We start from the raw sequence: 14,025 nt of genomic DNA, 5'->3' as shown, positions 1-14,025 counted from the left end.
CAATGAACGACAGCATTTACCTCTCGATTCAAAACAGTCCCCGATTCAAGGAGCTGGTTCAGAAAAGGGAACGATTCGCCTGGATTCTCTCGGTAATCATGCTTGGGCTGTACTCCGCATTCATCCTGCTGATCGCGTACGGGCCGCATGTGCTCGGGGCGAAACTCAGTCCGGAATCTTCGATTACCTGGGGCATCCCGATCGGTGTCGGCCTGATCCTTTCGGCCTTCGTCCTGACCGGCATCTACGTGCGCCGCGCCAATGGCGAGTTTGACGACCTGAACAATGCGATTCTCAAGGAGGCTCAGCAATGATCCGGCGTCTACTTGCTTTATTAAGCGTTGCCGCGTTCGCGCCCGGCGCCTGGGCCGCTGATGCCCTGACCGGTGCAGTGGCCAAACAGCCGCTGAACATCCCGGCGATTCTGATGTTCGTGGCTTTCGTCGGCGCGACGCTGTACATCACCTACTGGGCTTCGAAGAAAAACAACTCGGCCGCCGACTATTATGCGGCGGGCGGCAAGATCACTGGTTTCCAGAACGGTCTGGCGATTGCCGGCGACTACATGTCGGCGGCGTCCTTCCTGGGGATTTCCGCGCTGGTGTTCACCTCCGGCTACGATGGCCTGATCTACTCGATCGGCTTCCTGGTGGGCTGGCCGATCATTCTGTTCCTGATCGCCGAGCGTCTGCGTAACCTGGGTAAATACACCTTTGCCGACGTGGCGTCCTACCGCCTCGGGCAAACCCAGATTCGCACCCTGTCGGCCTGCGGCTCGCTGGTGGTGGTAGCGTTCTACCTGATCGCGCAAATGGTCGGTGCCGGCAAGCTGATCCAGCTGCTGTTCGGCCTTGATTACCACGTTGCGGTGATCCTGGTCGGTGTGCTGATGTGCATGTACGTGCTGTTCGGCGGCATGCTGGCGACCACGTGGGTGCAAATCATCAAGGCTGTGCTGCTGCTGTCCGGTGCCTCGTTCATGGCGCTGATGGTCATGAAGCACGTTGGCTTCGATTTCAACACGCTGTTCTCCGAAGCGATCAAGGTGCACGCCAAGGGCGAAGCGATCATGAGCCCGGGCGGTCTGGTCAAGGATCCGATTTCGGCGTTCTCGCTGGGTCTGGCGCTGATGTTCGGTACCGCTGGTCTGCCGCACATTCTGATGCGCTTCTTCACCGTGAGTGACGCGAAAGAAGCTCGCAAGAGCGTGCTCTACGCAACCGGTTTCATCGGCTACTTCTACATCCTGACCTTCATCATCGGCTTCGGCGCGATCCTGCTGGTCAGCACCAACCCGGCCTTTAAAGATGCAGCGGGCGCCTTGCTCGGTGGCAACAACATGGCGGCGGTGCACCTGGCCAACGCGGTCGGTGGCAGCATTTTCCTCGGTTTCATCTCGGCAGTGGCGTTCGCGACCATTCTCGCGGTGGTGGCTGGCTTGACACTGGCCGGTGCTTCGGCGGTGTCTCACGACCTGTACGCCAGCGTGATCAAGAAGGGCAAGGCCAACGAGAAGGATGAAATTCGCGTGTCGAAGATCACCACCATCGCTCTGGCGGTGCTGGCGATCGGTCTGGGCATTCTGTTCGAAAGCCAGAACATTGCGTTCATGGTCGGCCTGGCGTTCTCGATCGCGGCCAGTTGCAACTTCCCGGTGCTGCTGCTTTCGATGTACTGGAAGAAGCTGACCACGCGCGGTGCGATGATTGGCGGCTGGTTGGGGCTGATCAGTGCGGTGGGCCTGATGATTCTTGGCCCTACCATCTGGGTGCAGATTCTGCATCACGAGAAGGCGATCTTCCCTTACGAGTACCCGGCGCTGTTTTCGATGATCATTGCCTTCATCGGGATCTGGTTCTTCTCGATTACTGACAAGTCGGCGGCGGCGGACAACGAGCGGGCGCTGTTCTTTCCGCAGTTTGTGCGGTCGCAGACTGGGCTGGGGGCGAGTGGGGCGGTTTCGCACTAATCTTTGCTTGTGGTTTCTTGTATGAGAAAGCGCCCTGATTGAGAGATCGGGGCGTTTTTTTTTGTGGGCGGTTATCGGGTGGTTTTTGGGTGAATATCCGTTGCTGCGGTAACGGCTTCCTAGGGTTTCGCCCTTACGGCGACTCACTTTTTTTCAAACGCCAAAAAAAGTAAGCAAAAAACGCTTGCTCCTACGTACGGCCCTCGCAAGCTCGGGTCCCCTCGCTCCGGCATCGATCCGGGCGCAGCGGCTACGGTTTGCTTCGCTGCACCTCCTTCCGCTGTGTCTGGCTGCGCCAGACGGTCGCTGCGCTCCCACGCCCGGATCAATCCCTCCACTCAGCCTTTCGACGTCGCCGGTGGATCAAGATCAAAAGCAGGCGAGCTGACACTCGGCCTATTGAGTGGTGAGAAGCGGCGCATGGCTTGGGATTTGTGGTGTGGCTGCCCCTCACCCCAGCCCTCTCCCGAGGGAGAGGGAGCCGATCGTTGTGCTTTTCAAATTTTGCGTTCGACTCGGTTTCGCAGGTCGGTGTAGCTCTCGCATCCACCACGGTCAGTTCCCTCCCCCGCTCGGGAGGGCGCCGATTTGTGGGCTGTTCAAAACCTGAGTACGACTAGCTATTGCACGTTGGCGTAACCCTCACATCCACCACGGTCAGTTTCCTCTCCCGCTGGGGAGGGAGCCGATTTGTGGGCGGTTCAAAACCTGAGTACGACCAGCTATTGCACGTTGGCGTAACCCTCACATCCACCACGGTCAGTTCCCTCTCCCTCCGGGAGAGGGCTAGGGTGAGGGGCTTTTGATTTTGACCTGGCTTTTGATTTTGATCTGGCTCTTGATCCGGTTTTTGATCTTTTTGCCCCTTCGGCAGGCTGAGTGAAGGGATTGATCCGGGTGTGGGAGCGTAGCGACCGTACGACGAAGTCGTACACAGCGGAAGTAGGTGCAGCGAAGCAAACCGTAGCCGCTGCGCCCGGATCGATTCCGTAACGAAGGAACCCCGAGCCCCAGCGAGGGGCCGAACGCCGGGGCAAAGCCTTTTGCTTACTTTTTGCTGGGCCGGCACTCCGGCGTTTGAAAAAGTGAGTCGCTGTAAGAGCGAAACCGCCAGAGGCAACAACCGCAGCAACGGATATGCCCAAAAATCTACAAATCCCCCAAACAAAAACGGCCTCTATATAAGAGGCCGTTCCTGACACACCACTAAACCATCACAACAGGAAAACCTTACTTACGGTCTTCCAGCTTAACGATGTCACGCGACTCATAACCCGTGTACAGCTGGCGCGGACGGCCAATCTTGTACGGGCTCGAGAGCATTTCCTTCCAGTGCGAAATCCAGCCGACAGTACGTGCCAGGGCGAAGATCACGGTGAACATGCTGGTCGGAATGCCGATCGCCTTGAGGATGATCCCCGAGTAGAAGTCGACGTTCGGGTACAGCGAGCGTTCGATGAAGTACGGGTCGGTCAGGGCGATCTCTTCCAGGCGCATGGCCAGTTCGAGTTGCGGATCGTTTTTGATGCCCAGTTCCTTCAATACTTCGTCGCAGGTCTGCTTCATTACAGTCGCGCGCGGGTCGCGGTTCTTGTAGACGCGGTGACCGAAGCCCATCAGCTTGAACGGATCGTTCTTGTCCTTGGCCTTGGCGATGAACTTGTCGATGTTCGAGACATCGCCGATTTCATCGAGCATGGTCAGTACGGCTTCGTTCGCACCACCGTGGGCAGGGCCCCACAGTGCGGCGATACCGGCGGCGATACAGGCGAACGGGTTGGCACCCGAAGAGCCGGCCAGACGCACGGTGGAGGTCGACGCGTTCTGCTCGTGGTCGGCATGGAGGATGAAGATCCGGTCCATGGCCTTGGCGAGCACCGGGCTGATCGGTTTGATCTCGCACGGGGTGTTGAACATCATGTGCAGGAAGTTTTCCGCGTACGTCAGGTCGTTGCGCGGGTACATCATGGGTTGGCCCATGGAGTACTTGTAAACCATCGCTGCCAGGGTCGGCATCTTCGCAACCAGGCGGATCGCGGAGATTTCGCGATGCTGCGGGTTATTGATGTCCAGGGAGTCGTGGTAGAAGGCCGAGAGGGCGCCGACTACACCGCACATGACGGCCATCGGGTGGGCGTCGCGACGGAAACCGTTGAAGAAGGTTTTCAGCTGCTCGTGAACCATGGTGTGGTTTTTCACGGTGCTGACGAACTGGGCCTTCTGTTCTGCTGTCGGCAATTCACCGTTGAGCAGCAGGTAGCAGGTTTCCAGGTAGTCCGACTTTTCAGCCAGCTGTTCGATCGGGTAGCCGCGGTGCAACAGAATGCCGTTGTCGCCGTCGATATAGGTGATTTTCGACTCGCACGAGGCGGTCGACATGAAACCCGGGTCGAACGTGAAGCGGCCCGTGGCCGTCAGGCTCCGAACATCGATTACATCGGGACCAACGGTGCCGGTTAAAATGGGCAGCTCGACGGGGGCTGCGCCCTCGATGATCAACTGCGCTTTTTTGTCAGCCATGTGGCCTCCTATTTATGCTTGAACCATCAGACAGACCCCCCACGCAGGGCCCGCACCACTATAGTGAGATAAATTCGAATGTCAATTTGCCTAAAGTCTTGCTCCAGAAGGCTTTAAGCGCACTTTTTCCTCGAAATTGACTGCCATTTACGCCTTTTATGCGACTTGTGCAATCCGCTATTGGGGGTAGGTGAACGCGTTGTCATTAGTAGCCTAACTGTCTATACTCGGCCACCGACCGCCAAGGGCTTTTGGGCTTGCTTTCATTGGGGGTCGCATCCCTGGGTGGTGGTTACCTGACCAGTGCACTCCCCAACAACTTTGCCCTGATTGTTAGGGGCTCTTCAGTGTGAAAAAAAAGCCGTGAAAAGCCAACGACCTGTAAACCTAGACCTAAGGACCATCAAACTCCCAGTCACTGCTTACACGTCCATTCTTCACCGTATCTCCGGTGTCATCCTCTTCGTGTGCCTTGCCATCATGCTTTATGCATTGGACAAGTCGCTGAGCTCCGAGGAAGGCTTCGGTCAGGTGAAAGCGTGTCTGACCAGTCCGCTAGCCAAGCTAGTGATTTGGGGCATCCTGTCCGCTCTGCTGTATCACCTGGTAGCCGGTGTGCGCCACTTGATCATGGACATGGGCATCGGTGAGACGCTGGAAGGCGGCAAACTGGGCTCGAAAATCGTTATCGCCGTTTCCGTGGTGGTAATCGTTCTGGCAGGAGTCTGGATATGGTAACTAACGTCACTAACCTGTCGCGTTCGGGCCTCTATGACTGGATGGCGCAACGTGTGTCTGCGGTCGTTCTCGCGGCTTACTTCATCTTTCTGATCGGATACATCGTCGCCAACCCTGGCCTCGAGTATGCCCAGTGGCATGAACTGTTCGCCCACAATGGAATGCGTATTTTCAGCCTGCTGGCCCTTGTTGCTCTGGGCGCTCACGCCTGGGTCGGCATGTGGACCATCGCGACCGACTACCTGACGCCGATGGCGTTCGGCAAGTCCGCAACGGCAATACGTTTCCTTTTCCAGGCAGTTTGCGGCGTTGCGATGTTCGCTTACTTCGTCTGGGGTGTGCAGATTCTCTGGGGTATCTGAGTCATGGCTAACATTCCAACGATTTCTTTCGACGCCATCATTATTGGTGGTGGCGGTGCCGGCATGCGCGCTGCGCTGCAGCTGGCGCAGGGCGGGCACAAGACTGCGGTAATCACCAAGGTGTTCCCGACCCGTTCGCACACTGTTTCCGCCCAAGGCGGCATCACTTGCGCCATCGCGTCCGCTGATCCGAACGATGACTGGCGCTGGCACATGTACGATACCGTCAAGGGTTCCGACTACATCGGTGACCAGGACGCGATCGAATACATGTGTCAGGAAGGCCCGGCTGCGGTGTTCGAGCTGGACCACATGGGTCTGCCGTTCTCGCGTACCGAGCAAGGCCGTATCTACCAGCGTCCGTTCGGCGGTCAGTCCAAGGACTACGGCAAGGGCGGTCAGGCTGCACGTACTTGCGCCGCTTCCGACCGTACCGGTCACGCGCTGCTGCACACCCTTTATCAGGGCAACCTGAAAGCCGGCACCACGTTCCTCAACGAGTACTACGCTGTCGATCTGGTGAAAAACCAGGAAGGCGAATTCGTTGGTGTGATCGCGATCTGCATCGAAACCGGTGAAACTTCGTACATCCGCGCCAAGGCCACCGTTCTGGCCACTGGCGGTGCAGGCCGTATCTACGCCTCCACCACCAACGCCCTGATCAACACCGGCGACGGCGTTGGCATGGCCCTGCGTGCCGGCGTGCCGGTGCAAGACATCGAAATGTGGCAGTTCCACCCGACCGGCATCGCCGGCGCCGGTGTACTGGTGACCGAAGGTTGCCGTGGTGAAGGTGGATACCTGATCAACAAGCACGGCGAGCGTTTCATGGAGCGTTATGCTCCGAACGCCAAGGACCTTGCCGGTCGTGACGTGGTTGCCCGTTCGATGGTTAAAGAAATCATCGCCGGCAACGGTTGCGGTCCGAACGGCGACCACGTAATGCTCAAACTCGACCACCTGGGCGAGGAAGTGCTGCACAGCCGTCTGCCAGGCATCTGCGAACTGTCGAAGACATTTGCACACGTTGACCCGGTGGTTGCGCCGGTTCCGGTTGTTCCAACCTGCCACTACATGATGGGCGGCGTTGCCACCAACATTCATGGCCAGGCGATCACCCAGAACGCCGAAGGTCAGGACCAGATCATTCCTGGCCTGTTCGCGGTCGGTGAAGTGGCTTGCGTATCGGTTCACGGTGCCAACCGTCTGGGCGGCAACTCGCTGCTCGACCTGGTGGTCTTCGGTCGCGCTGCCGGCCTGCACCTGGAAAAGGCTCTGACCGATGGCATCGAATACGACGACGCTACCGAGTCTGACATCGAAGCTGCCCTGTCGCGCCTGAACGCACTGAACAACCGTACCGACGGTGAAGACGTGGCAACCCTGCGTCGCGAGCTGCAAAGCTGCATGCAGAACTACTTCGGCGTATTCCGTACCGGTGAATACATGCAGAAAGGCATCGCTCAGCTTGCTGACCTGCGTGCCCGCATCGCCAACGTGAAGATCAACGACAAGTCGCAGGCGTTCAACACTGCACGAATCGAAGCGCTGGAGCTGCAAAACCTGCTGGAAGTGGCTGAAGCTACCGCCATCGCGGCCGAAGTACGTAAAGAGTCCCGCGGCGCGCACGCCCGTGAAGACTTCGAAGACCGTGACGACGAAAACTGGCTGTGCCACACCCTGTACTTCCCGGGTGACAAGCGCGTCACCAAGCGTGCCGTCAACTTCTCGCCGAAGACTGTTCCGACTTTCGAACCTAAAGTCCGGACTTATTAAGGGGTGACCGCCATGTTGCAAGTCAGTGTTTATCGCTACAACCCTGATCAGGACGCTGCGCCGTTCATGCAGGATTTCCAGGTCGATACCGGTGGTAAAGACCTGATGGTGCTCGACGTGCTGGCCCTGATCAAAGAGCAGGACGAGGGTTTCTCCTATCGTCGCTCTTGCCGTGAAGGCGTTTGCGGTTCCGACGGCATGAACATCAACGGCAAGAACGGCCTGGCGTGCATCACGCCGCTGTCCGCCGTTGTAAAAGGTAACAAGCTGATCGTTCGTCCGCTGCCAGGTCTGCCGGTTATCCGTGACCTGGTCGTCGATATGAGCATCTTCTACAAGCAATACGAGAAGGTGAAGCCTTACCTGCAGAACGACACGCCGGCTCCGGCCATCGAGCGTCTGCAGTCGCCGGAAGAACGTGAAAAGCTCGACGGTCTGTACGAGTGCATCCTGTGCGCCTGCTGCTCGACTTCGTGCCCATCGTTCTGGTGGAACCCTGACAAGTTCCTCGGTCCTGCTGCATTGCTGCAAGCCTACCGCTTCCTGGCTGACAGCCGTGACACCAAGACCAGCGAGCGTCTGGCTTCGCTCGATGACCCGTTCAGTGTTTTCCGCTGCCGGGGCATCATGAACTGCGTCAACGTATGTCCGAAAGGCCTGAACCCGACTAAGGCCATCGGTCACATCCGTAACATGCTGCTCTCGAGCGGCGTGTGATTCAGCTGCTGTAACGTTGCACCGTAGAGGCTGTGGCGCGGGCTTCAACCCGCGTCATGGCTATAACCAGAGCAGTAGCCACAAGCTGCCGCTCTTATTTTGAAGAAATGAGACAAGCAGGGGCATCCGGGCTGGTACCCGGACTATCAGTGTGATCCTAAGTGGCTTGTTTTAGTCGCTGCATTCGGACTTCTGCAAGTTTGCTCGGTGTCGACGCCGATGGTGTTCCCCTAACCGAGGGTGACCAAGCATGCAAGAAAGCGTGATGCAGCGCATGTGGAACAGCGCCTACCTTTCAGGTGGAAACGCTGCCTATGTGGAAGAGCTTTATGAGCTCTACCTGCACGACCCTAACGCTGTGCCAGAAGAGTGGCGCACCTACTTTCAGAAGTTGCCAGCCGACGGCAACTCTGCCACTGATGTTTCGCACTCCACGATTCGCGATCATTTCGTGCTGCTGGCAAAGAACCAGCGCCGCGCCCAACCGGTTTCCGCCGGCAGCGTGAGCAGTGAGCACGAGAAGAAGCAAGTTGAAGTGTTGCGATTGATCCAGGCCTACCGTATGCGTGGCCACCAGGCAGCCCAGCTTGACCCGCTGGGGCTGTGGCAGCGTCCTGCACCTGCAGACCTGTCGATCAATCATTACGGCTTGACCAATGCCGATCTTGATACGACCTTCCGTGCCGGCGACCTGTTCATCGGCAAAGAGGAAGCGAGCCTACGCGAAATTCACGAAGCGTTGCAGCAGACATATTGCCGCACCATCGGCGCTGAATTTACGCACATCACCGATTCCGAGCAGCGCCAGTGGTTCCAGCAGCGTCTGGAAAGCGTGCGTGGTCGTCCGACGTACTCCGCCGACATCAAGAGCCACCTGCTTGAGCGCGTGACTGCCGGTGAAGGCCTGGAAAAATACCTCGGTACCAAATACCCGGGCACCAAGCGTTTCGGTCTGGAAGGCGGCGAAAGCCTGATTCCGATGCTCGACGAACTGATCCAGCGTTCCGGCTCGTACGGCACCAAGGAAGTCGTCATCGGCATGGCCCACCGTGGCCGTCTGAACGTGCTGGTCAACACCTTCGGCAAGAACCCGCGCGAGCTGTTCGACGAGTTCGAAGGCAAGAAGAAGGTCGAGCTGGGTTCCGGTGACGTGAAATATCACCAGGGCTTCTCGTCCAACGTGATGACCGCCGGCGGTGAAGTTCACCTGGCCATGGCGTTCAACCCGTCCCACCTGGAAATCGTTTCCCCGGTGGTCGAAGGTTCGGTGCGTGCCCGTCAGGACCGTCGTAACGACGCCACTGGCGAGAAAGTGCTGCCGATCTCCATCCACGGTGACGCGGCATTCGCCGGTCAGGGCGTGGTCATGGAAACCTTCCAGATGTCGCAGACCCGCGGTTTCAAGACCGGCGGTACCGTGCACATCGTGATCAACAACCAGGTCGGCTTCACCATCAGCAACCCGCTGGACTCGCGTTCCACCGAGTACGCCACCGACGTTGCCAAGATGATCCAGGCGCCGATCCTCCATGTGAATGGCGATGATCCGGAAGCCGTGCTGTTCGTGACCCAGTTGGCCATCGACTACCGCATGCAGTTCAAGCGTGACGTGGTGATCGACCTGGTCTGCTACCGTCGTCGCGGCCACAACGAGGCTGACGAGCCAAGCGGCACCCAGCCACTGATGTATCAGCAGATCACCAAGCAGCGCACCACCCGTGAGCTGTACGCTGATCGTCTGACCCAGGCCGGTGTCCTTGACGCTGAACGTGTTCAGGCCAAAGTCGACGAGTACCGCAACGCGCTGGACAACGGTCTGCACGTGGTGAAATCGCTGGTCAAAGAGCCGAACAAAGAGCTGTTCGTCGACTGGCGCCCGTATCTGGGCCACGCCTGGACCGCGCGTCACGACACGCGTTTCGATCTGAAAACCCTGCAAGAGCTGTCCGCCAAGCTGCTGGAAATCCCGGAAGGCTTCGTGGTTCAGCGTCAGGTCGCAAAGATCTACGAAGACCGTCAGAAGATGCAAGCCGGCGGCCTGCCGATCAACTGGGGTTACGCCGAAACCATGGCGTACGCGACCCTGGCGTTCGAAGGTCACCCGATTCGCATGACCGGTCAGGACATCGGCCGCGGTACGTTCTCGCACCGTCACGCTGTGCTGCACAACCAGAAAGACGCGGGCACCTACATTCCGCTGCAGAACCTGTACGACGGTCAGCCACGCTTCGACCTGTACGACTCGTTCCTCTCGGAAGAAGCGGTACTGGCTTTCGAATACGGCTACTCGACCACCACGCCAAACGCGCTGGTGATCTGGGAAGCCCAGTTCGGCGACTTCGCCAACGGTGCGCAGGTCGTGATCGACCAGTTCATCACCAGCGGTGAGCACAAGTGGGGCCGTCTCTGCGGTCTGACCATGCTGCTGCCACACGGTTATGAAGGTCAGGGCCCTGAGCACAGCTCGGCACGTCTTGAGCGTTACCTGCAGCTGTGCGCCGAGCACAACATCCAGGTGTGCATGCCGACCACGCCGGCACAGATCTACCACTTGCTGCGCCGTCAGGTGATTCGCCCGCTGCGCAAGCCGCTGGTCGTGCTGACGCCGAAGTCGCTGCTGCGCCACAAGCTGGCCATCTCGACGCTGGAAGATCTGGCCGAAGGCTCGTTCCAGACCGTGATCCCGGAAATCGACGCACTGGACCCGAAAAAGGTCGAGCGCGTGGTTCTGTGCAGCGGCAAGGTCTACTACGACCTGCTGGAAAAACGCCGTGCCGAAGGCCGCGAAGATATCGCCATCGTGCGTATCGAGCAGCTGTATCCGTTCCCTGAGGACGACTTGAAGGAAGTCCTGGCTCCGTACACCAACGTCAAGCATGCCGTGTGGTGTCAGGAAGAGCCGATGAACCAGGGTGCCTGGTACTGCAGCCAGCATCACTTGCGTCGCAGCATCGCAAACCTCGACAAGACTCTCGTACTTGAGTACGCGGGCCGTGAGGCTTCGGCTGCACCTGCTTGTGGTTACGCATCGATGCACGCCGAGCAGCAGGAAAAACTGCTGCAAGACGCGTTTACCGTTTAACGCCTTCGCGCTGACTGAAACCGAATTTTAAGGACCCACAGATAATGGCTATCGAAATCAAAGCCCCGTCATTCCCGGAATCGGTTGCCGATGGCACCGTTGCCACCTGGCACAAGAAACCAGGCGAGGCCGTCAAGCGTGACGACCTGATCGTCGACATCGAGACCGACAAGGTCGTGCTGGAAGTGTTGGCCGAAGCTGACGGCGTACTGGGCGCAATCGTTGCTGAAGAAGGCGCTACCGTTCTGTCGAACCAGGTTCTGGGCTCGATCGAAGAGGGCAGCGCTGCTGCCGCTGCTCCAGCCGCTGCCGCTGCTCCGGCCGCTACTGCCGCTGCCGCACCGGCTGCTGCCGATGGCGAAGACGACCCGATCGCGGCTCCCGCTGCACGCAAGCTGGCTGAAGAGAACGGCATCAACATCGCTTCCGTTGCCGGCACCGGCAAGGGCGGTCGTGTGACCAAGGAAGACGTGGTTGCGGCTGTTGCTGCGAAGAAAGCCGCTCCGGCTGCCGCGCCTGCCAAGGCTGCTGCTCCTTCGGCCGCTGCTCCAGTGTTCGCCGCTGGCGACCGCGTCGAGAAGCGTGTACCGATGACCCGCGTACGTGCCACCGTGGCCAAGCGTCTGGTTGAAGCACAGTCGAACATGGCCATGCTGACCACCTTCAACGAAGTCGACATGACCGAAGTCATGGCCCTGCGTTCGAAGTACAAGGATCTGTTCGAGAAGTCCCACAACGGCGTGCGCCTGGGCTTCATGTCGTTCTTCGTGAAAGCTGCTACCGAGGCGCTGAAGCGCTTCCCGGCTGTCAACGCGTCGATCGACGGCGGCGACATCGTTTACCACGGCTACGCGGACATCGGCGTTGCCGTTTCCAGCGACCGTGGCCTGGTTGTTCCGGTTCTGCGTAACGCCGAGCTGATGAGCCTGGCGGAAATCGAAGGCGGCATCGCCACGTTCGGCAAGAAAGCCCGTGACGGCAAACTGTCGATGGACGAGATGACCGGTGGTACCTTCACCATCACCAACGGTGGTACCTTCGGTTCGATGATGTCGACGCCGATCGTCAACCCGCCGCAGGCAGCGATTCTGGGCATGCACAACATCATCCAGCGTCCTATGGCCATCAACGGTCAGGTCGTGATCCGTCCGATGATGTACCTGGCACTGTCTTACGATCACCGTCTGATCGATGGCAAAGAAGCTGTGACCTTCCTGGTGACCATCAAGAACCTGCTGGAAGATCCGGCTCGTCTGTTGCTGGATATCTAAGAAACAGCTGCAAGCTTTCAGCTACAAGCCTCAAGCTCAAGACGAGCCTGTGGGCTTGCAGCTTGAAGCTTGCGGCTTGTAGCTTTATTGCTAAAGAGGATTTTTTGAATGTCGCAGAAATTTGACGTAGTAGTGATCGGTGCGGGTCCTGGTGGCTACGTAGCTGCCATCAAGGCCGCGCAACTGGGCCTGAGCACTGCCTGCATCGAGAAGTACACCGACGCTGAAGGCAAGCAAGCCCTGGGCGGCACCTGCCTGAACGTGGGTTGCATTCCGTCCAAGGCACTGCTCGACAGCTCCTGGAAGTACAAGGAAGCGAAAGAAAGCTTCAACGTTCACGGTATCTCGACTGGCGAAGTCAAAATGGACGTCGCTGCGATGGTTGGCCGCAAGGCTGGCATCGTCAAGAACCTGACCGGCGGCGTTGCCACCCTGTTCAAGGCCAACGGCGTTACTTCGATCCAGGGCCACGGCAAACTGCTGGCTGGCAAGAAAGTCGAAGTCACCAAGCCGGACGGCTCGGTTGAAGTCATCGAAGCGGAAAACGTCATCCTCGCGCCAGGTTCGCGTCCGATCGACATTCCACCGGCTCCGGTTGACCAGAACGTCATCGTTGATTCGACCGGCGCGCTGGAATTCCAGTCCGTGCCTAAGCGTCTGGGCGTGATTGGCGCTGGCGTGATCGGCCTGGAACTGGGTTCGGTATGGTCGCGTCTGGGTGCAGAAGTGACTGTGCTCGAAGCGCTGGACACCTTCCTGATGGCAGCGGACACCGCTGTTTCCAAGGAAGCGCTGAAAACCCTGACCAAACAGGGTCTGGACATCAAACTGGGCGCTCGCGTGACCGGTTCGAAAGTCAACGGCGAAGAAGTCGTGGTGAACTACACCGACGCCAACGGCGAACAGACCATCACTTTCGACAAGCTGATCGTAGCCGTTGGTCGCCGTCCGGTGACCACTGATCTGCTCGCAGCCGACTGCGGCGTGGAAATCGACGAGCGCGGTTTCATCGCCGTCGACGACCATTGCGTCACAGCTGTACCGGGCGTTTTCGCCATTGGTGACGTAGTTCGCGGCATGATGCTGGCGCACAAGGCGTCCGAAGAAGGCATCATGGTCGTCGAGCGCATCAAGGGCCACAAGGCTCAGATGAACTATGATTTGATCCCTTCGGTTATTTATACTCACCCGGAAATCGCGTGGGTTGGCAAAACCGAGCAGGCGCTGAAGGCCGAAGGCGTTGAAGTCAACGTCGGCACCTTCCCGTTCGCCGCTTCCGGCCGTGCCATGGCTGCCAACGATACCGGTGGTTTCGTCAAGGTCATCGCCGATGCCAAGACCGACCGCGTATTGGGCGTGCACGTGATTGGCCCGAGCGCTGCAGAACTGGTTCAGCAGGGCGCGATCGGTATGGAATTCGGCACCAGCGCTGAAGACCTGGGCATGATGGTTTTCTCCCATCCGACCCTGTCTGAAGCCTTGCACGAAGCTGCTCTGGCAGTGAATGGCGGTGCCATCCACGTCGCCAACCGCAAGAAGCGTTAACTGAATAATAAGAAACCACGGCGGTAACGGCCCGTCGCGAGCCTT

The 14,025-nt window shown here is 58.6% G+C and carries 10 protein-coding genes; 9 read left to right on the top strand and 1 reads right to left on the bottom strand.

What is annotated here, in order from left to right; genetic code table 11:
• Nucleotides 1-2: 2 nt before the first annotated feature.
• Nucleotides 3-314 (top strand): DUF485 domain-containing protein, encoded by a 312-nt coding sequence (locus ACGSLL_RS21370; RefSeq protein WP_394507835.1) that lies wholly within the window; start codon nt 3-5, stop codon nt 312-314.
• Entirely contained in the window at nt 311-1,969 is a 1,659-nt protein-coding gene (locus ACGSLL_RS21365; RefSeq protein WP_042607583.1) for a cation acetate symporter, read from the top strand. The genes ACGSLL_RS21370 and ACGSLL_RS21365 overlap by 4 nt, the downstream gene beginning before the upstream one ends.
• Nucleotides 1,970-3,199: 1,230 nt before the next feature.
• Here ACGSLL_RS21365 and gltA read toward each other — a convergent pair.
• A complete protein-coding gene (gltA, locus tag ACGSLL_RS21360; protein WP_394507834.1) occupies nt 3,200-4,489 on the bottom strand; it encodes a citrate synthase in 1,290 nt (429 codons plus the stop codon).
• 363 nt (nt 4,490-4,852) lie between these two features.
• Here gltA and sdhC point away from each other — a divergent pair, with 363 nt between their 5' ends.
• From sdhC to lpdA, 7 genes are all read left to right on the top strand, one after another.
• Nucleotides 4,853-5,227: a succinate dehydrogenase, cytochrome b556 subunit gene (gene sdhC / locus ACGSLL_RS21355; RefSeq protein ID WP_016773673.1), complete on the top strand. Its 375-nt coding sequence runs from the start codon at nt 4,853-4,855 to the stop codon at nt 5,225-5,227.
• A complete protein-coding gene (sdhD, locus tag ACGSLL_RS21350) occupies nt 5,221-5,589 on the top strand; it encodes a succinate dehydrogenase, hydrophobic membrane anchor protein (protein ID WP_008049683.1) in 369 nt (122 codons plus the stop codon). Before sdhC ends, sdhD begins: the two co-directional genes overlap by 7 nt.
• Before the next feature lie 3 nt (nt 5,590-5,592).
• A complete protein-coding gene (gene sdhA / locus ACGSLL_RS21345) occupies nt 5,593-7,365 on the top strand; it encodes a succinate dehydrogenase flavoprotein subunit (protein WP_042607585.1) in 1,773 nt (590 codons plus the stop codon).
• 12 nt (nt 7,366-7,377) lie between these two features.
• Nucleotides 7,378-8,082: a succinate dehydrogenase iron-sulfur subunit gene (locus ACGSLL_RS21340; RefSeq protein WP_016773675.1), complete on the top strand. Its 705-nt coding sequence runs from the start codon at nt 7,378-7,380 to the stop codon at nt 8,080-8,082.
• A gap of 250 nt (nt 8,083-8,332) precedes the next feature.
• Complete coding sequence (locus tag ACGSLL_RS21335; RefSeq protein ID WP_208938191.1) at nt 8,333-11,164, top strand: 2-oxoglutarate dehydrogenase E1 component; 2,832 nt, start codon at nt 8,333-8,335, stop codon at nt 11,162-11,164.
• Nucleotides 11,165-11,208: 44 nt separating this feature from the next.
• Entirely contained in the window at nt 11,209-12,435 is a 1,227-nt protein-coding gene (gene odhB, locus ACGSLL_RS21330) for a 2-oxoglutarate dehydrogenase complex dihydrolipoyllysine-residue succinyltransferase (protein WP_090282415.1), read from the top strand.
• A 108-nt stretch (nt 12,436-12,543) separates the two neighbouring features.
• A complete protein-coding gene (lpdA, locus tag ACGSLL_RS21325; RefSeq protein WP_394507833.1) occupies nt 12,544-13,980 on the top strand; it encodes a dihydrolipoyl dehydrogenase in 1,437 nt (478 codons plus the stop codon).
• Nucleotides 13,981-14,025: the final 45 nt, after the last annotated feature.

It is taken from the genome of Pseudomonas retamae (assembly GCF_043496865.1).
Taxonomy (GTDB): Bacteria; Pseudomonadota; Gammaproteobacteria; order Pseudomonadales; family Pseudomonadaceae; genus Aquipseudomonas; species Aquipseudomonas retamae.
Note: the sequence above shows the minus strand (reverse complement) of the source record. Positions and strands in the feature narration are given on the sequence as shown.

What these genes read in the sequence shown, in the direction of transcription:
- ACGSLL_RS21370 (WP_394507835.1), top strand. Translation starts at nt 3, where the DNA reads ATGAACGACAGCATTTACCTCTCGATTCAAAACAGTCCCCGATTCAAG.
- ACGSLL_RS21365 (WP_042607583.1), top strand. Translation starts at nt 311, where the DNA reads ATGATCCGGCGTCTACTTGCTTTATTAAGCGTTGCCGCGTTCGCGCCC.
- gltA (WP_394507834.1), bottom strand. Translation starts at nt 4,489, where the DNA reads ATGGCTGACAAAAAAGCGCAGTTGATCATCGAGGGCGCAGCCCCCGTC.
- sdhD (WP_008049683.1), top strand. Translation starts at nt 5,221, where the DNA reads ATGGTAACTAACGTCACTAACCTGTCGCGTTCGGGCCTCTATGACTGG.
- sdhA (WP_042607585.1), top strand. Translation starts at nt 5,593, where the DNA reads ATGGCTAACATTCCAACGATTTCTTTCGACGCCATCATTATTGGTGGT.
- ACGSLL_RS21340 (WP_016773675.1), top strand. Translation starts at nt 7,378, where the DNA reads ATGTTGCAAGTCAGTGTTTATCGCTACAACCCTGATCAGGACGCTGCG.
- ACGSLL_RS21335 (WP_208938191.1), top strand. Translation starts at nt 8,333, where the DNA reads ATGCAAGAAAGCGTGATGCAGCGCATGTGGAACAGCGCCTACCTTTCA.
- odhB (WP_090282415.1), top strand. Translation starts at nt 11,209, where the DNA reads ATGGCTATCGAAATCAAAGCCCCGTCATTCCCGGAATCGGTTGCCGAT.
- lpdA (WP_394507833.1), top strand. Translation starts at nt 12,544, where the DNA reads ATGTCGCAGAAATTTGACGTAGTAGTGATCGGTGCGGGTCCTGGTGGC.